Annotated in this window: 17 protein-coding genes and 2 pseudogenes; 13 read left to right on the top strand and 6 right to left on the bottom strand. The window is 42.3% G+C overall.

All coding sequences use genetic code 11. The annotated features are described in order from the left end of the window. Positions 1 to 264: 264 nt before the first annotated feature. The 3 genes from ACH19P_RS11465 to ACH19P_RS11455 are packed head-to-tail and all read left to right on the top strand — an operon-like array spanning position 265 to position 7,950. Complete coding sequence (locus ACH19P_RS11465) at positions 265 to 1,317, top strand: HD domain-containing phosphohydrolase (RefSeq protein WP_462158665.1); 1,053 nt, start codon at positions 265 to 267, stop codon at positions 1,315 to 1,317. Positions 1,318 to 1,325: 8 nt separating this feature from the next. Next, positions 1,326 to 7,733, top strand: a complete 6,408-nt coding sequence (locus ACH19P_RS11460; RefSeq protein WP_462158664.1) for a PAS domain S-box protein — start codon at positions 1,326 to 1,328, stop codon at positions 7,731 to 7,733. Between the two features lie 43 nt (positions 7,734 to 7,776). Then, on the top strand, positions 7,777 to 7,950 hold the full coding sequence (locus ACH19P_RS11455; protein ID WP_462158663.1) for a DUF3604 domain-containing protein: 174 nt from the start codon (positions 7,777 to 7,779) through the stop codon (positions 7,948 to 7,950). Between the two features lie 29 nt (positions 7,951 to 7,979). On the opposite strand, the gene ACH19P_RS11450 is transcribed toward ACH19P_RS11455, so the two are convergent. Genes ACH19P_RS11450 through ACH19P_RS11440 form a run of 3 tightly spaced genes read right to left on the bottom strand, consistent with a single transcriptional unit; the run spans position 7,980 to position 9,673 of the window. Further along, a complete protein-coding gene (locus ACH19P_RS11450; RefSeq protein ID WP_462158662.1) occupies positions 7,980 to 8,555 on the bottom strand; it encodes an HNH endonuclease domain-containing protein in 576 nt (191 codons plus the stop codon). Positions 8,556 to 8,591: 36 nt separating this feature from the next. Continuing rightward, positions 8,592 to 8,987 (bottom strand): hypothetical protein, encoded by a 396-nt coding sequence (locus ACH19P_RS11445; protein ID WP_462158661.1) that lies wholly within the window; start codon positions 8,985 to 8,987, stop codon positions 8,592 to 8,594. A gap of 53 nt (positions 8,988 to 9,040) precedes the next feature. Next, positions 9,041 to 9,673 carry a class I SAM-dependent methyltransferase gene (locus ACH19P_RS11440; protein ID WP_462158660.1) on the bottom strand — a complete coding sequence of 211 codons (633 nt, stop codon included), beginning with the start codon at positions 9,671 to 9,673 and terminating at the stop codon, positions 9,041 to 9,043. Positions 9,674 to 9,869: 196 nt separating this feature from the next. On the opposite strand from ACH19P_RS11440, the gene ACH19P_RS11435 reads away from it, so the two are divergent. From ACH19P_RS11435 to ACH19P_RS11395, 9 genes are all read left to right on the top strand, one after another. Further along, positions 9,870 to 10,673, top strand: a complete 804-nt coding sequence (locus ACH19P_RS11435) for an ion transporter (RefSeq protein WP_462158659.1) — start codon at positions 9,870 to 9,872, stop codon at positions 10,671 to 10,673. 234 nt (positions 10,674 to 10,907) lie between these two features. Then, positions 10,908 to 11,852 carry a DUF4007 family protein gene (locus tag ACH19P_RS11430; RefSeq protein ID WP_462158658.1) on the top strand — a complete coding sequence of 315 codons (945 nt, stop codon included), beginning with the start codon at positions 10,908 to 10,910 and terminating at the stop codon, positions 11,850 to 11,852. Between the two features lie 2 nt (positions 11,853 to 11,854). Further along, positions 11,855 to 15,301: a hypothetical protein gene (locus tag ACH19P_RS11425; RefSeq protein ID WP_462158657.1), complete on the top strand. Its 3,447-nt coding sequence runs from the start codon at positions 11,855 to 11,857 to the stop codon at positions 15,299 to 15,301. A gap of 2 nt (positions 15,302 to 15,303) precedes the next feature. Then, a complete protein-coding gene (locus ACH19P_RS11420; RefSeq protein ID WP_462158656.1) occupies positions 15,304 to 16,131 on the top strand; it encodes a phosphoadenosine phosphosulfate reductase domain-containing protein in 828 nt (275 codons plus the stop codon). Between the two features lie 8 nt (positions 16,132 to 16,139). Continuing rightward, a complete protein-coding gene (locus tag ACH19P_RS11415) occupies positions 16,140 to 16,757 on the top strand; it encodes a GIY-YIG nuclease family protein (RefSeq protein ID WP_462158655.1) in 618 nt (205 codons plus the stop codon). Positions 16,758 to 16,767: 10 nt separating this feature from the next. Further along, positions 16,768 to 17,763 carry a DNA sulfur modification protein DndB gene (locus ACH19P_RS11410; protein WP_462158654.1) on the top strand — a complete coding sequence of 332 codons (996 nt, stop codon included), beginning with the start codon at positions 16,768 to 16,770 and terminating at the stop codon, positions 17,761 to 17,763. 9 nt (positions 17,764 to 17,772) lie between these two features. Beyond that, on the top strand, positions 17,773 to 17,985 hold the full coding sequence (locus tag ACH19P_RS11405; RefSeq protein ID WP_462158653.1) for a hypothetical protein: 213 nt from the start codon (positions 17,773 to 17,775) through the stop codon (positions 17,983 to 17,985). A 339-nt stretch (positions 17,986 to 18,324) separates the two neighbouring features. Continuing rightward, complete coding sequence (locus ACH19P_RS11400) at positions 18,325 to 19,461, top strand: coiled-coil domain-containing protein (protein WP_462158652.1); 1,137 nt, start codon at positions 18,325 to 18,327, stop codon at positions 19,459 to 19,461. Next, positions 19,437 to 19,934: a class I SAM-dependent DNA methyltransferase gene (locus ACH19P_RS11395; RefSeq protein ID WP_462159345.1), complete on the top strand. Its 498-nt coding sequence runs from the start codon at positions 19,437 to 19,439 to the stop codon at positions 19,932 to 19,934. Before ACH19P_RS11400 ends, ACH19P_RS11395 begins: the two co-directional genes overlap by 25 nt. On the opposite strand, the pseudogene ACH19P_RS11390 reads toward ACH19P_RS11395, so the two are convergent. From ACH19P_RS11390 to dgt, 3 genes and pseudogenes are all read right to left on the bottom strand, one after another. Then, positions 19,935 to 21,116, bottom strand: a pseudogene (locus ACH19P_RS11390) (DNA phosphorothioation-associated putative methyltransferase); the annotation flags it as partial. It abuts the gene before it with no gap. Then, the gene (locus tag ACH19P_RS11385) at positions 21,107 to 21,817 is read right to left on the bottom strand and encodes a hypothetical protein (protein ID WP_462158651.1); all 711 of its coding nucleotides are present in this window, start codon (positions 21,815 to 21,817) and stop codon (positions 21,107 to 21,109) included. The gene ACH19P_RS11385 and the pseudogene ACH19P_RS11390, both read right to left, overlap by 10 nt. Positions 21,818 to 21,990: 173 nt before the next feature. Continuing rightward, positions 21,991 to 23,453, bottom strand: a pseudogene (gene dgt / locus ACH19P_RS11380) (dGTPase). Positions 23,454 to 23,662: 209 nt separating this feature from the next. Here dgt and ACH19P_RS11375 point away from each other — a divergent pair. Next, positions 23,663 to 24,634, top strand: a complete 972-nt coding sequence (locus ACH19P_RS11375; protein ID WP_462158650.1) for a hypothetical protein — start codon at positions 23,663 to 23,665, stop codon at positions 24,632 to 24,634. Positions 24,635 to 24,670: the final 36 nt, after the last annotated feature.

Raw genomic sequence — 24,670 nt, 5'->3', positions numbered from 1 at the left:
AGCTTAGCTTTGAGAATAAGGAGACATTTTTAGATTTTACCCAGAGTTCTACAAAGTGAACCTACATCTGACGTGAAGAAGCAGTTGATATAAGACAAAGGCGATTTTTATTGGGGAGACTAAGTATTCTCTCATGGCATTCTAACAAGCGCGGTTCACTTTTAGAGACCCACGCTTAACGCTTTAGATGATTGTAGTGTTTACAGCTGGGTATATCGTGCTCTGGTACTACCTAAACGCTGTATCTATTTGATGGGTAGTGAGATGGAAAAATTCGAAAAAGCAACGATTTTGGTCGTCGACGATACGGTAGAAAATATCGATGTCCTTACGGGTATTCTGCACGATGAATACCGAGTTAAAGCAGCATTAAATGGTCAATCAGCACTTAAAATTGCACAAGGAGATGATAAACCTGACTTGATATTACTCGATGTCGTTATGCCAGACATGAATGGTTTTGAGTTATGCAAAGTGCTTAAAAGTAACCCGCTTACCAGCATGATCCCTATCATCTTCGTCACTGCGAAAGCGGAAGTTGCAGATGAGCGTATTGGCTTTGAGCTTGGCGCGGTGGATTACATTACTAAACCAATTAGCCCACCCATTGTTCTCACTCGGGTAAAAACGCAGTTACATCTTTATGACCAAGCCCGGCACCTAGAAAAATTGGTACAGCAACGCACTGCTGAGCTTAACGAAACTCGGGTCGAAATAATTCGTAGGTTAGGCCGAGCAGCTGAATTCAAAGACAATGAAACGGGCATGCATGTTATTCGCATGAGTTGGTTTTGTCGCTTCCTAGCTGAAAAAATAGGACAGGATGATGATTGGTGCGAGCTACTTTATAACGCCGCGCCTATGCATGATGTTGGTAAAATTGGCATACCAGACAAAATTCTTTTGAAACCGGGAAAGTTAAACGCGCAAGAATGGGAAATCATGAAAAAGCACACCGAATATGGGGTTCATATCATCGGTGACCATCGCTCCGCGCTGATGCAGTTGGCCAAGGAAGTGGCGATGTACCATCACGAAAAATATAACGGACAGGGCTACCCAAAAGGGTTGTCGGGGGAGGACATACCCCTATCAGCTCGCATTGTGGCTATTTGCGATGTGTATGACGCCCTCACGAGTACACGACCATACAAAAGAGCGTGGACTGAGCAAGAAGCGATACAGTATTTAATTGATGAATCAGGTCAGCATTTTGACCCTCATTTAGTGCGTGCTTTTTTGGAGTGCATCCCGCAGGTTAGGGAAATTCAACAACTGTATATCGACGCCGATGAAGACATGTGCTTTGGGGTCTAAGGTGAGTGATGCACGCCTCCAATAGCCGTACACTCACTGTCATTGCCATGGCTTTTAGCACTTTGCTAATTGCCATTGGTTCAGTGGTGATATTTGCATGGTTTACTAAAAATTACCCGCTGATGAAGCTTGGGCCAGACTTTTCACCCATGCAATTCAACACCGCGTTAGGCATGTTATTCAGTGGTATGTCACTTTTGGCGCTCCTCACTCATCGTAAGAAGCGTTGTCTTGCAGCAGCATTTATCGTCTTTACCCTTGGTTTTTTAAGTTTGATGCAATACATCACAGGGCTTAACTTCGGTATTGATGAATTGTTCATGCGCTACGAGGTGCCGCAAAGCTACATGTACCCTGGTAGGATGGCACCCAATACGGCTCTGTGCTTTTCGCTGTGCGCCTTAGCGTTTTGCAGTGCTGTATTTAATAAAAGCCCCAAGTTCGAATCGATTGTGATTGCTTTAGTGTCGGCGTTAAGCCTCACGGCCATCACTGGATATCTGTTTGAACTGGAATCCGCTTATGGTTGGGGACCTTTTATTCCTATGGCGCTACCAACCGCTTTCGGATTTACAATACTCAGTACCGTACTCGTCATGAGTTTGTGTATTCGCTATCTTCCTTATCAGCAAGACACCTCACGCAATTGGTACGTGGTACCAATCTGCATCGGAGGTTTTGGTACATCGCTACTTAACTGGTTTGCGATAGAGAATCGCGAGTCAATCTTAGTAAAAAATGATTACTTACTGCGCAGTTCTTATACTGCTGAAAGCGTGCTGCTACTGGGAATCGTTCTAACCTTATCAACATTGTATTGGGTTTCGTGTGTTGCGTTGGAGCAGAAAAAGCCTAGGAATTGGTCATTTGAAGGGATTATAGTGATAATCGGAATCCTACTGGCCAGTGTCATTTACCAAGTGGGCAATGATGACTTCAAAGAGGAGATCATTGAAGACTTCTACGTTGAGGCCGAGCGCAGGGCAAAAGCAGTTGAACTAGCAATCCTTCCTTACTTTGAAACCTTGTACACCATACAAACAGGTTTTCACATCAACAAAAACGTTTCCCGTCAAGATTTTAAGGGCATGGTGCAGCGTTCAGTAGATAGATTTTCAGGTTTGATAGCGATGGAGTGGGCCCCAAAAATCGCACGAGATGAACTACCTACACATATCCAACAGGCGCGCGCAAATGGCATTGCAGACTATGACGTTTTCATATTAAAAGATGGGCAACGTGCACAACCTAAGAAGAAGTCATACTACTATCCCGTTTACTATGCTGAACCCCTTCGGGCTAACTCAGGTGTGATGGGGTTTGACATCGCTTCAATAGGACATGTTCATGATGCCATGGATATGTCCTTAACAATTAACACTCCTGCGGCGTCAGATAGAATCAGTTTGATCAATTCAGGACAGGGTGGTTTGTTGATTTTAATGCCCGTTTACGATCTATTTTTGCCCAGAAACACGCTCGATGAACGCAGAACTGCACTACTGGGATTTGTACTTGTGGTCGTACAGATAAACGTGATGATTGATACTTTACTGGAAAGTAATTTCAACGAAGATTATTTCCATATTGAGTTTTCAGACCTTGGCAATAGCGAGCCTTTATACACCCATTTTGCTGCATCCAGTGATGCAAAGCCGTTGGGGGAATTGCGAGGTAAAACTGCGTTAGCGTATGACACTACCATTTTAGTGGGTGGCAAAGAATGGGCGGTTAAATTTACGGGTGCCAGCCCTAAAATCTACACTCAATACCCAGATGACTTGATGAAAATTCCCGCTTTCATATTTTTTATCAGTATTCTCATCGCGGCCCAAGTCCACCGTGCAAATTTAAAACGTCTTGAACGTGAACATATGCTGGCTTATCAAACGGCCTTATTGGATGCTATTCCAAACCCAATTTTAGTGAAAGATGCCAATCTGTATGTAGCGGATGTTAACACCGCATTTGAGCAGGCGTTTGGGATTGAACGCGAGCAATTAATCGGTCGTAATTTATTAGATGTTGCATTTTTCCCCAAAGACACACGAGAAGCGTTTTATTACGAAGACAAAGAAATGATTGAGCAGGGTGGGGTTCGAACCAACGAACTTACCCTCACGCTCGCGGACAAAGAAATCCACAATATTGTTTATACACGTACAGCGTTTTCACTCAACGGCAAGCCTCAAGGGGTCATAGGCCTCGCATCAGATATGACCGAGCTGTATCGTCAGAAACAACAAACTGAAGCAATATTTGAAAGTCTAACCGATGGCATTGCGATGCTCACAGAGGCGGGCTTCCAAAAAGTGAATCCCGCATTTGTGCAGATGTGCGGGCTTGAAAGCGAAGCTGAACTGCTCAACAAACAACCCAACGACCCATTAATTTCTCCGCTCATTCAGCCCAGTGGCAAATCCTCTGCCGAACTCGCTCAAGAAATTATTGATAGCGTGATCCGTAAAAAAGAACTCATGCGCTTTGAGTGGACGCATTTACGCGGTCGAAAACAGTGGCTTGCAGAAGTAACGTTAATTCCCGTTACACACCAAGGCGCGGGAGCGGTAATTTGTTTTATCAGAGATATAGAAGACATTCGCCGTGCCCAAAGAGAAATAGAAAAGAGTCAAGCGCTGCTCAATCGTAGTCAGTCCTTAGCCAAAATAGGGGGGTGGGAATACGACATCGCGTTGGATGAGTTTAGTTGGTCTGAAGAGGTATACAAAATACACGAAGTTCCCTTGGAAGACAGAAAAGAGTGGGTCAAAGATGGTGTTTCGTGTATCCAAGGGCCTGAACGTGAACAAGTGATAAGTGCCTTTGCGTTGTGCGTGAAAGAAGGCGTTCCCTATGACATCACAGCGCGTTTTAAAAGTATGGAAGGCAAGCTAAAGTGGATTCGAACAACCGGTGAGGCGATTTATCAAGACGGTGTAATTATAGGTGTCATCGGTAATATTGCGGATATAACTGATACCAAGTTAGCTGCTATTGAACTTGAGAATAGCCAACGGCAAATTAAAGGCTTCCTCGATAACCTTCCAGCAATTGCCTACTACAAAGACACACACGGGCGGTATCAAATAGTCAATAAAAGTTGGTGTGCGTATGCCGGTGTGAGTAGTGAGGACGCGATAGGAAAAAATGACTTTCAGATCTGGTCTCAACATCATTATGCTCAAGCCTTGGTTGAAGATGATCAAAAGGTCATTGAGCTCGCAGAACCTATTGTTAGCGAAGAAACCTTGGTCATGGATGACGGCGCAGAGCTTGTGTATATTTGTCACAAATTTCCATTATTCAACAATGTTCAGGAGTTTGTGGGCTTAGGTTGCTTCGCGCTAGATATTACCGAGCTCAAAGATGCTGAATTAGCACTGCACGAGAGTCAGCAACAACTAGAGCGAGCGTTACAAGGCGCAAATGCCGGTTTATGGGATTGGGACACTCACACAGAAATACTGCACACCAATGAGATTTGGGCCAATTTGTTGGGTTATACAAAAGAAGAGTTGGACCGTGAGTTCGGTGAATGCTACGAGCGCTGGCAATATTTGGTACACCCAGACGATATCCAAGATGCAACACACAAACTTCAAGCACACTTAGCTGGGAAAACAAGTACTTACCGTGCTGAATTTAGGATGAAAACGAAAGACGGTAAATGGAAATGGATTTTATCTGTTGGTCGAAACGCTACGCCAGAACCAGAGCAACAAGGTGTCAGAATCATTGGCATTCATATCGATATCGACGCGTCGAAATCCATGCAAAACGAGCTGTTTAGTAAGCAAGAGCAACTTAAAGCACTTTTTGCAGCTCTCCCCGTGGGTGTATCTATGGTCTCAAATGAAGGCCAGGTACTCGAAGCCAACAGTATGTCAGAAGAGATTCTGGGGGTTTCAGCAAATGAGCAAAAAGCACGTGAGTTTGCATCTTCCTATTGGCAACTCGTAAATAGTGAGGGACAGCCGCTCAGCGCAGAGCAAACGCCCGTAAATGTTGCCCTAAGAACAGGTGACATCGTTAAGAATTTCGAAATGGGTGTGTACCGCCCTCAAGGTGACTTAGTGTGGGTCAGTGTGAGTGCTGCGCCTTTGGATGAATATGCAGGTGGTGGTGTTGCTGTTGCTGTTGAAGACATCACCGATCGAAAATATTGGGAAGATGCGTTGACTGAAGCGAAGCAAGCTGCGGATGAGGCCAGCCAAGCTAAATCCGACTTTTTAGCCAATATGTCTCATGAAATTCGTACGCCGATGAATGCGATTATCGGGATGAGTCACTTAGCGCTACAAACAAACCTAAACTCTAAACAACGCAATTATATAGAGAAAGTGCATCGAAGCGCAGAGTCATTGCTCGGTATTATCAATGATATTCTCGATTTTTCAAAAATTGAGGCTGGCAAACTCAATATGGAAAATATCCCATTTTGGCTTGAAGATGTGATGGACAATCTTGCCAGTTTGGTGGGTCTTAAAGCACAAGAAAAGGGAATAGAGTTTTACTTCGACATTTTACCTAATGTTGTAACAGGCTTAATTGGCGATCCGCTTCGCCTTGGACAAATTCTGATTAATCTCGGAAATAATGCGGTTAAGTTCACTGAAAGCGGTGGCGAGGTAGTTGTTAAAGTAAGAGTGTTAAACACACAACAAGACTCCATTGAATTGCTGTTTTCAGTGTCTGATACCGGAATTGGTATGTCAAAAGAGCAGCAGAAAAATCTGTTTAAATCGTTTTCTCAAGCGGACTCATCAACAACTCGCAAACATGGTGGCACAGGCCTTGGCCTGACGATATCTAAAAAACTGGTAAACATGATGGGTGGCCAGATATGGCTTGAAACCGAGCCTAATAAAGGCAGTATTTTTAGTTTCACCGCACGGTTTGAAAAGCAACATGGCGCGGCCGCTAGGTCACGCCTAATTGATAAAGAACTTGAAAAATTAAGGGTATTGATTGTTGATGATAATGTGACGGCGTGCAATATTGTGTCACAAATGCTAAAGGCGCTGGATATTGAAGTTGCACAAGCGGATTGCGCGCAATCGGCTATTGATTTACTGCAACAGTCTGACAATGACGCGCCGTTCAATCTTGTCCTTATGGACTGGAAAATGCCGAACAAAGATGGCATTGAGCTGAGCAGAGAGATCCAAACGGGTGATGTAGTGAGCCATGTTCCGAGTATCATTATGGTAACGGCCTATGGCCGAGAGGAAGTTATCAATGCAGCTGAAGGTCTCGAAATCCATGGCTATTTGACAAAGCCCGTGACACCGTCGAATTTACTCGAGTGTCTAAAGGCGGCGTTGGGTAAGTCTTGCTCAATTGACCCCAGAGTCGCTCACAATGTAAGTTATATTTCTCCAGCCATCACCAAGCTGCAAGGCGCTGAAGTGCTACTGGTCGAAGATAACGAAATGAACCAAGAGCTGGCCATTGAGTTACTCTGTCGCAATGGGCTAATCCCTACATTGGCAAAAAATGGCCAACAGGCACTGGAATTACTAAAAACTCGTAATTTTGATGGCGTGTTGATGGACTGCCAAATGCCGATTATGGACGGCTACACCGCGACAAAACGCATCCGAGAACAAAGCCAATTTGCTGATTTACCCATCATAGCAATGACTGCTAACGCCATGGCGGGGGATAGAGAAAAAGTTCTCGTGGTGGGTATGAATGACCACATAGCAAAGCCCATAGACGTCAATGAAATGTTTAACATCATGGCGAAGTGGATCACGCCGGTTAAGCGAACTGAATTCAGCAAAGAGCACAGGGATGTTAAAAGTCAGGATTTCAGTCATTTGTACGGTATTGATACGCAAAGAGGCTTGCAGACAACCCAGGATAATCCTCAACTATACGTTAAGCTACTTAAACGTTTTTATGAAGGTTATCAGTGCTTTGAAGAAGAGTTTGGGGCAGCCTTGGAAACAAACAACAGCGCAGAGGCTATTCGCTGTGTTCATAACCTCAAGGCCACAGCTGGAAATATTGGCGCTACAAAGCTGTATCATCAGGCAGAACAGTTAGAGTTGGTGTGTGGCAACAGTATTGAAAGAGAACACATTGGCAGTCAATTAACTAACGTCATTGATGAGCTAAATACCGTGCTCTCAAGCTTAAATACACTAAATTTGCAGCAATACGGTGAGCAAACAAACGTGGCGTTAGAGCAACCTATCATGTGGGCTAAACTTGAAGAACTGCAAAGCCTCATCGCTGAATTTGATACCGATGCTGTTGCTTTGTTAGAGCTTATGATGCCATCACTTCGTGAGCACATTGCTAGTACCACCTTAAACAGTTTAACCAAAGCAATAGAATCCTATGATTTCGATAACGCAGCAGCGACACTGGCAGACATTCTCGCCAATATTAAACCTACCTCACACTGAGTTACAGAGTACGACTCTTGTTGTACATCACATTTTATTCTGATTGCTTCGTTGTGCCTTCGGCGCAAAATTCCGTTTGTACTGGGATAAAAGCAGTGATGGCAGTGATTTCACTCCAAAGACTGTTGAGCGCAGGGTGAGAATGAACCGCCTTGTGGAAGTCATGCAAATCAAAGGCAACTCTGAGTGTCAAATTGACATACAAAGGCCACGATAAGTGGCCTTTGTATGTTGCTAGGATTGAAACTACTGCCAGTCTTGGAGTTGTTGCATATCTTTGATTCTATCTCTTTGTAATTTCATCGCTTCGAAAACATCGTCGAAGCTTCTATTTGTGGGAGATAGGTTAGGTAATGCAAGGTTAGCTTGGCTAAAAAACTCTGCGCTGTTTTGGTTCCAGCCTTCTTGCCACCAGTGAGTTATGAACTCGCGACTAGTAGCGAGTTTTGAGGTAGTTGGAAGTTTGTCTGACTTCACCGCGTTGATGCGACTCAATGCGGGCAGCAGATTCCAAAGGTCATTATTTGGCCACCGAGAGTAGGGGAACGCATGGTCGATTGCGTAATTTTTTCGGCTTAAAAACTTGCCGGACCAACAACAGGCTAAATCGGCCTCTTGTAGCAAATCGTTTACTCGCTCCCTCACTCTATTGGTGCTTCTTTGTGGATCATGCCAAGTTAACGCGTTCAAGTAATCCAGCTTAGTAAAGTGCTTAGATTTGTTTAGGCCATAGCCAGCCATTAGTGTGGCCCATTCATTGATTAATGCAGGCTCAATCCATATGCTAAATCGAGATAAAGCGTCCCAGATGTGTTTAGGCACATAAAACTTGCCGAGCGAACAAAGAAAATCGAAGTCTTAATTTAGCGCCTCTTTGGGCGCGCGGCTTTTGAATAATTCAACATCAAAAACCGCATTTTTAGTACCTGGAATCGTCGTGTACTTGGCTGGCATGTTCTTTATTGTAGAGGCAATGTCTTTGAGTGCTTTGTATAAGGAGCCCATCAAAACAGGCTCTTGGTAACTTGCGCCCACATAGAAGTCACTGCTGGTGTAAGTTGCGAGCGCACCCCAGCCGTTTTCTTTTATAAAACCGAGGCCTTTTGAGTTGTTGCTGTTTTGCTGCATTGAATGTGTATCTATCAACGGCTTATACAGTTTCAACCAATACAGAGCCACCAATCCTATGGGTAGAACAACGTGCTCATCACTTCGCTCAATTACGGCTCCGGGATGCCCCTCCGCGATTCGCAACAGGCTTCTTAATAGGGCTATTTTGTATGTTGATGCTTTACTGTCATTGACAACTATGTTGCGAATGAGGGGGAACGCGCCCGTACCGTCGTCGGGCAGTGTACACATAACGGTTTGCCAAGAAACGTTGTCTCGGCCCAACTCATCTTGCTGTTTTGTGTCACTGAGCAATTTAAACGTGAGACCAAATTGACGGGCCAATTTGGATAATTCAGCTTCACAAACATCTTACATCGTTCGTCTTCACAACTGCCATGGCGAAGGGAAATGACGATTCTGCCATTAGGCTTGAGCAATGAGCTTAACTTCCGAAAACTACGCTCCCTTTGACTGGGGGGAATGTGCATCCAAACAGCACTGAGTAAAATCAAATCAAACTTCATCTGCAAAGTGAATACATTAGCCAAATCAGGTAAACGGTCGTTCAGCCAGTGAATAGAATGTGATGTGACATAACGTTGTGCAACTTCTCGAATACCTTCAGCTGGCTCGACCGCTACAACACTCAGCCCTCTTGCGGCTAAATAGCGCGCATCACGACCAGAGCCTGCTCCAACATCGAGTGCTACTCCGTCGCTGGGTAGTTCATTTATCCAGTCTTTATGAACTAACTCAAAAGGTACCTTGTCGTACTGCGTAGCCAATGATTCAGCATTTACAGAGTAGAAGTTGATGTTATCTGACAAGATATAAAGTCCTTAAGTAATAGCCAGTTATAGAGAAGTATGTTTATAGCATCATACATAATTTAGTCGATTTATCGACCCACTTCTTGAAGAATAAAACCAATATTGTGATGATAAATAAACAATACGCTTTTGATAATCCAGTGATAGAATCGCGCTCAGTGCGTCTACTTTGGTTTATAAAATTTAGCGAATCATGTACGAAAACATTAGAACCTCATTAAACAATTTAAAGAATAATAAGTTCTTTGAACTTGCGGTTGTCACCGTGATCATCATTTCAGCCTTGGAAATAGGGGCGAAAACATTTCCGTTGCCAGATGGTGCCTTATCGTTTACTCAAGTGCTTGATGTATTCATCACCGTCTTCTTCTTATTCGAAATAACTATTCGTTTCATCGCCGATGATGATAAAAAGAACTTCTTTAAAAAGGGCTGGAATATATTTGACACGCTGGTGGTCGCAGTTAGTTTAATTCCAATCAACGACAGTGAAATGGCGCTGTTAGCGCGACTCGTTAGGGTGTTTCGTGTTCTGCGTATGGTCTCTGTTGTACCAGAGCTGCGTGTACTCATTAACTCCTTACTCAAAGCCTTGCCGCAGTTGGGCTATGTGATTTTGTTGATGTTTATCATCTTCTACATTTATGCAGCGATTGGCAGTTTCATCTTTAAAGATATCAACCCAACACTTTGGGGGGATATCGCTATCTCGATGCTGACCTTATTCCGCATCATGACCTTTGAAGATTGGACGGACATTCAATACGAGACCATGGAAGTCTACCCCATGTCATGGATCTTCTATTTAACCTTTATCTTTTTCACCGCCTTTGCCTTCTTAAACATGGTGATTGGTATTGTTGTCAACGTGATGGAAGATGAGCACGCCAAAATTCGCCAAGAAAAAGAGGCTGCGGATAATACCCCAACGATTGAAGACCTACACAAAGAAATCCAAGAGCTTAAGCAGCTTATAAAGGAGCAGGGGAGGGAGTAGTTGTAGTACTAGTCCGATAATAATCTTTTCAACCACTCGCTGGGCTAAAGCCTCTGTGAAGTATCACCTAACTTTGACAAAACCACAGAGGGTAATGTATATTTATACAGTGTTTTTGTGACCTACTGTCTTTGTTGTTGGCTAGCTAAGGTGATAGAATTTGCAAGTTAAAGAGCAACTCACATTAATAAAAATCAACAAACAGCTCTAACTGTATTTGGATAAGCTAACTTGATGAAACTAGATGAAAAAAAAGCAGCCTTTGGGCGCCATGAGACTTTCTTCCTACGCTATGGGTGGTTAACGAAGGGCTTTTGGAAATTTCTTGAATCATTCTGCCTAGACGATAGTAACAATGACATTTTCAAAAGTGACGATGCTGTCGTTGAGTTAGGGGTTGGTAAGAACATGGTTGGCTCAATTAAGTATTGGCTCCAAGCTTGTCAGCTACTTAAATTAGAGTCAAAGAGTGGCTTATTTCCTACTGAACTTGGTACCTCCCTTATGGGAACCGCAAATAAGCCAGGGTGGGACCCTTACCTTGAAGATGAGGCAACGCTCTGGTTAATACATTGGCTAATAGCCTCTAATAGTGCACAGGCAACTACTTTTTACTGGTTCTTTAATCGTTACCATAAAACTAACTTTTCACAGGAAGAGTTAAGAACGGCTCTTGGTGACTTCATTAGAGAAAATGTAAGTGCCTCGACTTCTGCCTCGACGATAAAAAATGATATAGCCGTTCTCACGCGTATGTATTCAAGCGCTCAAGCTGACAAAAAGCAAGGCTGGGATGATATTTTAGATTCACCTCTTAGTCAGTTGAGTTTAATAGAAGTAAAATCTAATAAAGAATATCAGTCAAAAAGCCAAGTGAAAGACACACTGCCTGTAAGCATTATTGGTTTCGCAATAGCTCAATTGTTTGAGGCTAGAGGCTCTACATCTATACCGGTAGAAGAGTTGATTTATAGCCAGGGTGGGTGGCCAGCAATTGGTTCTGCTTTTCGTATTCCAGAGAATCAAGCCATTGCGCTAATTGAAGAGGCTGTAAAGTATATACCGGGGATGTTTGCGATAAATGAATCAGCAGGTATTCACCAAGTTTATAAAATGGAGCATGAAGTATCACCTCTGCAATATTTAGAAAAATATTATGAAGCGGGTAAAGCAGTATGAGCATGAAAGAACTAATTACAGTCAACAGCCAGTACACTCGTTCCATTAACCTAGAGCGCGATCATTCAAGCGGTAGCACAGTAGCCTCTTATATTCCGACATCTAGATCAAAGCGATTGTTTGAGCGCTTAGTTGCAAGTTTTGATAATGATACCCATCCAAGGGCTTGGTCGCTAATTGGGCCATACGGTTCGGGGAAATCGTCCTTTAGTGTTTTCCTGTCTCACTTATTGGGTAACCCAAGCTCGAAAACCAGCAAATCAGCATTTGACGTATTGAATGCTAACGATGTAGAGCAGGCCGAGGCTTATGCAAAGCATGTCGCAGATACCAGTGGGTACATTCAAATCCTAATTTCTGGTTCACCCGAGCCATTGGGGCAACGAGTACTTACGGGTCTTAAAAACGCCACTGAAAATTATTATCAAGGACGTCGTGGCAAAACTCCGGCGATTGTAGAGGAAATACGACAAGCTGAAGTAGAAGGTACCTCCTCCTCACAGTTAGTAAAACTAATAGAGAAACTACAAAACGAAATTCAAAAGAGCTCAGGTATGAAAGCTAAGGGCATACTCTTGGTTATTGATGAGTTGGGTAAGTTCTTAGAATATGAAGCACGCCATTACGGTGCGAATGACGTTTTTCTGCTACAAGAACTGGCTGAGCATGCCTGTAAAGGGCATGAGTGTAATTTGCTCATGTTTGTGTTACTTCACCAATCTTTTGAACAGTATGCTAAAGGGCTAGGTGAAGCGTTAAAAAATGAATGGTCGAAGGTGCAAGGGCGTTTTGAAGAAGTCCCCTTTTTAGAAAGCTCGGAACAAACGCTTAAAGTCGTAGCTAAAGCCATTGTTAACCAAATTGATGAAAAAAATTTCGAAACAACACGTACACGTATCGCGGAAATCACTCAGGTATTAGCCGAATGTGAAGCTCTTCCGTCGGTAATTAACAAGGAAGAAGCGCAAACTCTATTTATACAGTGTTACCCTTTACATCCCATTTCCGCCCTAATATTACCTCATTTGTGCCAAAAGTTAGCACAGAATGAGAGAACACTTTTTAACTTCTTAGGCAGTGCCGAGGAATTCGGTTTTTTAAGCACATTAAAACATCTGCGCGAGGGTGAGTTTATCACTCCTGATGTTATTTTTGACTATTTCATCACGAACCAGTCTTCGGTTGTCTCTGATCATTTAACTCACCGGCGCTGGGCAGAAGTTGTAACTGCTATTGAGCGCTTAGGAGCTGCTGAAGAGAGTGTTTCTAGGCTACTTAAAACCATCGGCCTGTTTAACATTATTAATGCCAAAGGGAACTTCAAAGCCCAACAAGCTTTACTTGAAACGATTGCCCCACAAAGCACGCGTTTGGATATTGCAGCTTTAACCCAAAAGTCAATCATCACCTACCGTACCTTTAATAACGAATACCGGGTCTGGCAGGGCAGTGATTTTGATTTAGAAGATGCATTGCAAGAGCAGTTGAATGTTTTAGGAAACTTTTCCCTTTCTCAAGAACTCAATGAAGCCCAAATATTAAAGCCGTTGGTGGCGCGAAAGTACACCGTAGAAAATGGCACCATTAGATACTTTGTTCCTCGTTTTATCGATGCTGCTACCTATAAAAGTGAAGCTAAGTTTAAACCAACGGCTCCCCGTATTATTTTCTTTTTGGCATATGCGCAAGACGATATTAAGTTGTTTGAGCAGAAGGTTGTGAACGCCTTTCATAAAACAGACATCGTTGTTTTATGTCGTAACTCGGTGCAATTAAAAGACGCCTTTGCTGAAGTGATCGCGCTGCGAAAGGTTGAGCAAGAAAGCCAAGCCTTAAAAGAAGACCCGGTAGCAAAACGAGAATACTTTGATAGACGCAGTGCTGCGGAGGCATCTGCAATTAGGTTGATAAAAGCGTTTGAACTCGAACCTGAAGAGTGTGAGTGGTATTTCGACAAAACACGTCACCCTGTTCACTCACGCCGCGAATTACAAAGCGTGTTGTCCTCCGTGTTGGAGGCAATTTACAGCAAAGCACCATCGTTTCATAACGAGCTTATCAACCGAGATAAACCATCGAGCCAAGCTAGTGCGGGCCGTAATAAACTTCTTTACGGTATGTTGGAAAAGGCGGATAAAGCCGAATTTGATATCAAGAAGTTTCCGCCAGAGAAGGCCATGTACCTTTCTATCGTTAAGCAACATGGGCTTCATCAGCAGGTCGGTGATAAGTGGCAGTTGAGTGCCCCTTGTAGAAACTCTAATATTTATCCAACATGGAAGCGAATACTAAAGTTCTTTGATAGCACACAAGGTGGTAATGCAAAAACTTTTGAAGAATTAGACGCTATTCTGATAGCTCCGCCGTATGGTGTGAAAGTAGGTATGCTGCCTATTTTGTATGTACAGGCATTATTGGTTCATCAACATGAGTTAGCTGTTTTTGAAGATGGAGTGTATATCCCGTCATTAACTCAAGAAAGTATTGAGCGATTTGTGCGTGCACCACAGTTTTTTAAGATTGAGAGTTTTAAAATCGAGGGTTTGAGAGCAAGTATTTTCGAAGGGTATAAAGACGCATTATATGGTGATGTTGAACAAGAACAGTCTCTACTAAATATCGCACGCCCTTTAGCTAAGTTTATAGGTGCGTTGGAGCCTTATACTAAAAAAACTCGTTCAGATGAGTTAGACAAAAAAGCACAGCGGTTAGTGAAAGCATTTGAAGTAGCGAAATCGCCGCAGAAGCTGTTGTTTGAAGCCTTGCCTAAGGCACTTGGCTTCGATGAAAGAGCACTTGAAGGTGATAACAGTGAGACCCTCAAGGCATTCTCATCTGTGTTGCGTCAAACGCTGACCGAGCTAAAATATCACTATCAGAAAATGCTCGATCATGAGCTACAACTTTTATGTTATGCATTTGGCTTAAGTAAAGATTCTAGTACAGCTCAGCTGCGTAAGCATTTAGCGCATTATGTTGGTTTAGATGAATACTCAGTTGATACCGATGGTCTCAAGGCTTTCATCAAACGCATCATTTCTGAAAGAGACAGCGACCAAGTTTGGCTCGAAAGTGTATTAACCTTCTTAGCCGCTAAGCCGCCTAAAGAATGGGTGGACGCCGATAGAAGTAAGGCCGAGTTTAATCTAAGTGATTATTCAAAGCGTATTTCCGAATTAGAGTTGTTGCGTTTGGAGCATGATTCTAAACGTAAGCATCACGAAGGTGACTTCGATGTTGTGCTGCTGAAAACATTACGAAAGGGGGTAAATCCCCGTGAAAAAGCGGTTGCAATCGACGATGCAAAACGCGACTCTATTAAGCGGTTAAAACAACAAATAGAACAAGATCTCGAAGGTCTTGATGACAATACCAAGTTGGTACTGTTTGCCGAGTTAGTTGATGGCTTTCTTGAGCAGATCCAACCAGCAAGTGCGCAGGGGAAATAAACATGAGTAATCATGTCACGCTTAAGGAAGCCATGAAAGATAAGGCCTCCCGACATGTGTTGGGGTTGTCGGGTGGTAAGGACAGTGCTGCATTAGCCATTCATATCAAAGATAACTACCCAGAACTTCATGAGAAGATGGAGTACTTCTTTTCGGATACGGGGGCGGAGCTGAGCGAGGTGTATGACTTTTTAAATATAATGGAGTCGTACCTAGGCAAAGAGATCATCCGCATTGGCAGTGGCCGCCCGTTCGAGCACTGGCTGCGCGTAAACAACGACTTTTTACCATCGGCTCGTCAGCGCTGGTGTACAGTTAACATGAAGCTTAAGCCTTTTGAGCAGTTTGTTGGTCAAGACCCAGTGATCAGTTACATCGGGATCCGTGCTGATGAGCAGCGCGATGGTTATGTTAGCACTAAGCCGAATATCAAGGCCGTTTTCCCTTTTAAAGAGGACGAATTAGAACGCGAAGATATCTACCAAATTCTTCGTGATACAGTAGGAGTACCAAAATACTACGAATGGCGCTCGCGTTCCGGTTGTTATTTCTGCTTTTTCCAACGCCAAGACGAATGGCTGGGCCTTAAACGCAATCACCCAGAGCTTTTTGAAAAGGCGAAAGAAATAGAAAGAACCGCAGGCAATGGTTACACCTGGGTGCAGGGGCGTACGCTTGATGAAGTGGTGGCTCATGCAGAGAAAAAAGAGCAAGAAAAAGGGATCATCTACAAGTCTCATTCCACCGATAAGGAACGTTGGCAGGCAATGCTACAAAATATGGAAGAAGACGATGCAGAGGACCAAGCATGTTTAATTTGTAGTTTGTAGTTTGTAGTTTGTATGGATACTTATTTAAATCCCTTTCCCCAATAGGAATTCGAAGAGTTTGGGGGAAAAAATATATTGAACGAAGGAGTAACATCATCGATTGTGATGTTACGTGGACTCGGCTTGGGAAGTTAGTTAGCGCGAATTTAACCACTGTCCCTAATGTACCGGGAATTTATGCATTTATTGTAAAGTACCCGGATATTGATAACTTGCCAGTCCCGCAAGATGAAATAATTTACGTAGGCAAGTCTGTTCGGCTCAAGGACAGGTTTAATGAGTATATTAGTGATAAAAAAGAAGCGAGTAAAGTTGCGAAGAGAGTATCGCCTTTAAGGGATAATATAAGAATTCTCTTTCAAGAATACGGTAACCAAATTGATGTCTATTATGCGCAGCTTCCACCAGACAGACTGACTGCATTTGAAGACTACTTTATTCAAGTTTTAGATCCAATCTTAAACTCGAGTCAAAAGCTAGATGAAGATAGTTTTGTCAATTATGAAAATGCCATAACGGCTAACTTAGAGTCTGGACATGAAGCGTTCGTAGAAATTGAAGAACCACTTGATGAAAGTGAATTTAAGTTTAGAACTAAAATTTGTGGGCCGGAAGACGCATTTTAAGGAGGAAACAATGAGCACGAATTATGTCCCAGCGATTAAAGCAAAAATGGGTGACTGGGTGTACTACATCACAAAAATGAAGTTTGGGGAGGTAGCTAAACAAGTAGAGTTGGCTGAAAAAATTCACCCAAACAAAGAGTTAGATGAGCAAATTCAAAGAAACTTATCAAATCGGGTAAAAGAAATGACAGAGTTTCTTTTACAAGAAAAACAGCGTTTTTATGGTTCATTAGTTGTCGCAGTATATAAAGGGAATCCTCAGTTCCACCCAATTCGTATCGATGAACAACATGGAATTGTAGATAAAGTAACCCATTCTTTTGGTTTGCTACAAATGGATGGTAGTCAAACATTTTTTGCTCTTGATGGGCAACATCGATTGGAATCAATTAAGGAAGCGTGTGCAGAAAATGTTGATTTAAAGGATGAAGAGATTTCGGTTATTGTTTTAAAGCATGCCGAAGATAAAGAAGGAATGATTCGAACTCGGCGCCTTTTCACAAAACTTAATCGATATGCAAAGCCGACCGACGAGAAGACGAATATTACTTTAGATGAAGATGATGCGATTGCTATTGTAACTAGGCAATTGGTTAGAGAACACGATCTTCTTAAAAAGTTTGTCAAAATCAATGCAACAGGGAAACAAATTTCCCCAAGTAAAGCTGATGCAGCGTATTTAACTACTATGCAAAATTTATATGAAATAAATTCAGAATTAGTGAAAGCATTTGACGGCGGAACTGAAATAAATAAAGACTTTTTATCACGTCGCCCAGATGATGAATTATTGGAAGATTTTTATAGTTTTCTAGAAGAAATCTGGGATGAGCTATTTGAAAAAATCGATCTCTTGAAAAAAATAAAAAAAGGGCAAGTCACTGCTGGTGCAAGTCGAGGAGGAGATGATGGTGGCGAAACATGGGTTAGGCCTATATTTCAACTGGTCATGGCGCAGGTTATTCAACGAGCCTTAATCTCGGGTCAGAGTTTAACTCAATTGTGACAAAATTAAATGGACTCCCTACAAAACTTAACGCAGAACCATGGCGAAACGTTATCTACAACTCTGGAACAAATCGAATTCTGGGGAAAAACGGAAAGGAAATTTTTGGTTGAGTTATTAGTAGTTTTTCTCGATTTAGGAAAGTCTGTTGAAACGAAAAAAGCCTTAAAAGAAAAATATGGAGAATATTTCGAGCAAAAAAGCCGCGATATCCCAATCTAATAGAGCTGAAAGTTGTATTGGCCAGGTAGGTTTTCACTTATGATGAATGATATCTGAGCTAGTACAGCTTAGTTAACTCCCTAATATTTTGACGGATAGGGCATTTAAAAGCTGGTTAAATATTACAGAGTTGCTTTGTAAATTTAAGGTGAAGATTAAATAAGAGAATACTTTTCAGTTAAAAACGGCCTCTTCTCTGGCATTAAACCATCAAAAATATCCACATATTGTTCGACCATCTTGATTTTGATCCGCTCCTTTAATGCGGGAGTTGGGTCATAATCAAAATCCTCGTGACATAATTAAGTGTATAATTATAAGCAAATACAAGGAGTGTTTATGACAAGTAATGAGGGAAGACAGGGAAACTCGGCAGTTGAGGCTCGTAAATTGTCCTTTGATAAGAAAGCGACTGTTTTGATTGAGCAAGAGAAAGTCAACCATAATAAAACGTTAGTTGCTAAAGTGGGACCTTTCTCACAAGAAGAAAGCGAAGCAATCGAGATAGGAGAGAGTGCTCAGAAAAAGGCGATAGCACAACAAGGGCACTCATTAGAAAGCAGCTTTTGGAATTTTGAATCTATTCAGTTTACGGACCTCGCTTCTGCTATCTTTGTTGTGATTGCGTTGCTTGTAAGTCACCGCCTTAGAAATAAAAAATTTTCTGAAGAAGCGAAGAAATTAAGAAAGGAAACACAGAAGTTACATGTTGAGAGAGAAAAGCTAGAAACGGAAATTTCAAGTATAAAGACAACTCTGTCACAAAATAAGAAAAGCTTTGATGAGCAGGTAAACTCTCTCAGAAGGAATGAAATCAGCAAACAATTGCAGGACTTTTTTGCTCCGTTAAAAAGCCTTCGAATACAGTCCTCGAGGCTGTACAGTATTTTTGCATTATCACAGCAAGAGGAAGCGCTTAATTATAGGCAACAACACCCAATAGGAAATCAACAGCTGTCACCTGAAGAGTTAAATAAGTGCTACTTTGGGACCTTACGTTTTTTAATTTATGGGAATAAACTTGGTGATAGTGACGAAAAGATATTGAAACAAATTTTGCTGATAGGTGGCAAAATTCAAGACTTAATATCAACCAAGACTTGCTTGATTAACAATGTACCGTTGATTCATTTACTAGGAAAATATAGTGCCCATGTGGATGCACTTAAAATGGCGTTTGATGGGAGCCTTCAATTTAATAAAGAAGCCCATAAGTTATCAATGCCTTTGGAAATTGATGGTGCAATTGATTCAGCAATATTTAAATTACAGAAAGAGTACAACAGTTTAATGCCAAATTACTCTCCAAACGGGCTGAGCTTGAGCGTAAGTCAGCAAGAGACAATATCATATTACGATTCGAATGCTCTTCGCTATTACGAAGAAACTATCAAGATAGATTTGAAGGATATTTATGGCAAGTTTAGAAGAAACCTTTCGGCTGTGCGTATATCCTTGATGCGGGATGTGGTGTAGGGAGAGACACTCGTTTCTTTATAGAGCATGGTTATCGTGTAACATCTTTTGATGCTTCTATTGAGATGGTCAAATTGTGTAATAAGTACCCTTTTGCGGCATGTGAACATAAAACGTTTTCAGATGTTGATGAGTTAGAAAAGTACAATGGTATTTGGGCGTCTGCTACTCTAATTCATCTATCACCTGAAGAATTTGAAGATGCTATCTTAAAGTTATGTTTTGCGTTAAAGGAAGGCGGCATTTTATATTTCAGCTTAAAGGCCTCTGCTGATGAAAAAAATGAGAAAGACACTAGGAAGTTTTTCTATCATGAGCAATCTCGAGTACTCGAAATGCTGAGTAAGTTGTCCATGGAACAGCTAGAAATATGGGAGAATGAAGGTCGAAAGCAAGGGCAGACAAGTAAGTTTGTGAACTATTTATTTAAAAAGTCTTCAGCTATAAAATCTCCCGAAGCTAGGCGTGACTAATTATTTGGTCATATAGGTTTGCTTATCGTTCAGCCTTGACCTATGTTCCGGCCTTAAATAATCAAAAAAATCCACATCCTGTTCGGCCATTTTGATTTTGACCCGCTCCTTTAATGCGGGAGTTGGGTCATTATCAAAATTCTCGTAGCCCAATAGGGTGAGCTTGCCCGAGGTGATATGTATCTTAATCAGTTGTATACCATCCAGTTCACCGTAAAGTTGCAATCCTGCACCAACGTAAATCCGCAATATTGGTGGCAGTTGAGGAAGATACTGTTTATGCAGAGTCAGGGAGTGGGGCTGTTCGTTTTCAAGAGTAAGTCTGGACGCGGGCAATGACTCGTTTGCCGATAAACACGCCTGCTCAATTACCACTGTATCCGCGATAGTGAATAGCAGTTCCCTTGCTTGGTTTTCAATGACCTTGATTGAATCGAAAAAGGCTTTTATATCCCGTTTTAGCTCATCGGGTAAGCGGGAATAGGGCTTACGCTTAGCAAATTGCCCTAATGCGAAATAGATCAGCATATCTTCTTTACGCATTGCTTGGGCTTGCTGCAATTCATCTTCGTCAAACCATTGAGTGGCTAGCCTAAGCGCTTTTTTGTGTGAGCCGATAACTTGCTTTAGCTCGTCGCTTTGTTCGAACTCGTCGTTGGCCGGGCAACGACCCAAGCTTAAACAGCGTTGCCAAAAGCTTTCGAGTAATGACTGATGCTGAGTAAATAGCAGCCTCGCTTTTGTTTCATCGACCGGCTCGGGAGCGGTAAGATGCTGCCACTCATAGTTACGCTTGAAGCGGTTTTGTAGGTAGGCTTGTTCAAGTTGTTTATCGCGGAAGATATAAAAAATACCGGGGCCAATTGCGATTGCGTTTTCATCTAAGGCTTGCTCTATAAACTCTTTTAACTCGCCTTGGGTATAGTATTTTTGAAAGGTATTACGACTGGTTATCACGCCATCTTTATAGGGCTCAAACTGGCTGATATAGCTTTCATTACCCAACATGGCAGAAACAACGAGAATTTGCTCGCAGAGTTCCCAAGCCCCTTGTATCGCTTCGATGCGCTCTAGCCTGTCTTCGATTACGTTAATAACAAAGCCGAGATTGACTATGTGAGAGCCTACTTTGTCTGCATCGGGCCGATAGACGGGGTCCCAGCCAAGCGCATCTAAGCCGTGCGCCTCAAGCTCGCGGAGGTCGTCTCCCCGTCCGCAGCCGTAGTCGAAAAAGAGTAGTCCCCATTTAAAAAACCATGCTTGGCAAGAGTTTTAAGAGGGGCGGAAAGTTCATGCCTTACAAGGGCCGTTTTATGACGGTCGATTTGTTGTTCTTCTGTTTGAGCCTCCCGTGCCTTCGTATCATTTTCGGCATGTACCAAGCGGCCATTAATAAGCTGATAGCCGTGTTGGTCTATAAGCCTTAGCCAAGAGTTTTTGAAGCCAATCATGCGAGCGTTTTTATAAAGCCCGGCTTGCTCTCCTTCTTGTGTGATTTCACTGAATAGCTGATAGCTTGCATGCTCTTGCGGGATCATGGTTTCCTTTCTATGCAGGATAGGTGGGTTGTCATGATCGCCGTAGTGGGTAATGCGATGTGACAGTTTCACTAAGTCGATGGTGATACTTCGCTCTAATGCGGGATAAGACTCAGTAAAAAACTTAGGGTAACTGAGCAGTGAGAGCCGAAAATCGTTGCGGAAAAGCTTTACCAGATTCCACTCATCATCGGCAATCTTTAACGCTTTAGCGACTAGGCTAATAAATTTAATTAACGGCTCAGGCGCGTGTGAGAATGCATCTTTATGGAAATAAATTGCATCAGGTAACTTTTTACCCACCTTGATTTGCTTAACTTGGCTTTTAAACTGCTCAGCATTCATTGTTATTTCTTTTCGCTTTCTTCACGCAATAGATAAAAGTAAGCGCGGCCGCGCTTTTCAAATTTAAGCTCCCCGCGTTCACGTCTGTGCATTAACTCACAATCATTTATTTTTAGGAGCTTTTTAGTTTCACTACTATTAAGCCAATTCTCGTTTTTATTGTGTTTTGACATTCAATCCACCACTTTGAGAGCTCTGTATTCATCGTAGGCAAATTGGTCAGTCATTCCGCTAATATGGTCTTGAATAAGACGGCAGCGGTGATAAAACTCATGGATAGCGAAGCTTTCATCAGTATTATCTAACTGAGCAAGCGCGTTTTTATACACGTTAACGTATTTACTAGAGAGCTTTTTGACCATACGGGTGGCAATCAAGAATTCTTTATCGTGTTTGAGCACTCGTTGAAAATCCTCAAAACTCAAATCTAAAAGCACACGATATTCCTCTAATAAGCCGGAAATTATTTTATAGCCTTGCAGTTCAAGCTTTTCCACTTCTGGGTGACAAAATACACGCTCCCGCGCCACTTTCTTTAAGGCATCGGTGATGGCCTGGTAATGACTACCATCTTCAAGTAGCGATTCATTGAGTGTGCCATTAAAAACGCCCTTGATATTGGTTTTAAAACGCTGTGCGGCGTGTTCTACAAGGGGGTGTAGTAGGCCAACGCGAAGATAAATGAAGAAAGTGTTGTCAAAGTTATACTCTGAATCACTGGCTTTTTGCAGCGCGTAGGCGCAAGCTTTACTTACAACCTCTGATTGTGTTTGATTTGGGTTTTCAAGTGCTTGTAGGCACTGGCGGTAGGCTGCATCAAGATAAAGGCATAAGTCTTTTACTTTAAGGATCCCTTTTTCCACAGCATCTTCCATATCCGCTAGGCAATAAGCTATATCATCGGCTGCTTCCATGATATAGCTGGCCGGGTGGCGGCAACCATTTTGCATTTCTAGGGCATCACACATGTGTGCCACAAATTTTGCTTCGCTGTGATAATACCCTACCTTTTTCATTAGATAGTCTTTATCTTTGGGACGCTCGCTTTTAGCTAAGGTGCCAGGGCGGGTATATTTAAGAATTGCAGCACTTTGGCAATAACTTAAATTCAAGGCTAACAGAGAATGTACCGCTCTAATTGCTTGGGCATTGCCTTCAAAGTTTTGTAAATCAAGCAATAGCTTATAGCTTTCTGGGAGGTAACTTTAACTTCGGTGAGGTTGCCGTGGCGAGTGTCCAAGTATGCGCTAAACCAATGGTTAATAGCAGCCTCGCCGAAGTGCCCAAAAGCAGGGTTGCCTATATCGTGCATTAAGCAGGCCATTTCAACTAGCGATTCAAAGGAGCGCTCCATATCGGTTAGGCCGTAGTCTTTTAACTCTTGGTCGCTTAGTTTGGAAAATAGTTTTTGTACTATAAAGCGGCCATTTTGCTGTACTTCTAGCGAGTGTGTTAGGCGCGAACGTACAGCTGCATTTCGCTCTAGTGGGAAGACTTGGGTTTTTTGCTGTAGTCGGCGTACGCCGGAACAATTTATTATGCGGCCACGATCACTTTCTAAACTCGTGCGTAAGGTTTTTAACTGGTTAGCTGGTCGTGCTGTATTGATTTTGATTTTAAAGTCGAAGCGATCCATCATTTCACCTACATTATGTATTACCTCTAAGCTAACAGGTTTGGATATTTAGACAATAATCTAGGCTGAACATTTTGACTCTCGGTAAAGTGAATGCCTATCTGTACTGAGACTAACATGAGTGTGCCACGCCCATGTTAATTAATTGCTAATTTTAATGTTTGTTACTAACCTTTGTCTGTTATTTGGGTTCAAACAAGGACGTTAAAATGCTACGTAAAATGTGCTTATTAATTCCATTCTTTTTAGTTGGAGCCTGTCACATAAATGGTGATAGTCATGACCTTCCTGAAACGTTGGGTGAAGGAAGGGTTGTTGCTTCTTATATACCTCTTGATCCCTTACCTGTGTTCTCTTCGCGTAACAGCAGAAGTTGTGGTGGAAAAAGTGGTAATGAAAAAACTCCTGAAGAAGACAACAATAAGTGGAAGTCACTATTGGATTCTTTACCTGACCAAACAGTTCGTATGGTTGTTGCTAGCTACAACAACTCAGGAAATTTAAGCTTTGGGCCCATTTCTTTGGGAGCTAAAGGAAAAAGTTACAAAGTGGTGCTGGACTATACAAATGTTGATGCTGTTTCTGTTCCGTTGGTTGTAAATAGGAAGACTGGAAGTCAAAGTGTAGGGCTCTTTTCCACACCTGACACGGTGAGTACCTACGAAGTTTATAGGATTGATTTAGATGCGAATTATAAAGAAGGTGCTATACAACAATTGATCAAGGCACAGAAGGGTCTGCAATCATATGGTGAGTTTGCTGAAATTATAAACGTTACAGTTTATGTCGGAGTAGGGCTAAGGCTAACAGCGAATGTAACAGTCCTTGACGGCGAAGCAAATTTGGGTAGCCTTGGTGCTTTAGCTGCAGATGCTGCTTCAGGTAAGACGAGTGGTAGTTTGGTGGTACAAACGTTAGGTGTAACTGGCAAGACTATTTCAACTACATTACCGTTGCCGAGCGAATTAAATCAAACAACTATACAGAATGCTATTTTGGCCATTGGTGGTATTAAAGCTGTTCTTCATGACGAGGAAAATACCAAAACGCATGCTCGGGTCGTTGGAATTTATAACCCCGTGGGGGGAAACACACAACTAGTAAACGCTATTCATAATGCTATAGCGTCGAAGCCTATTATTTGGTACCGACCTTGTGTCGAAAGCAGTAAAAGCATTTAAGACAGGTAAGTATATAGGTTAGTTACTGAAAATTTA

This window comes from Pseudoalteromonas sp. GB56, from assembly GCF_054923835.1.
The sequence above is the reverse complement of the archived record's forward strand: the minus strand, read 5'-3'. Positions and strand labels throughout refer to the sequence as shown.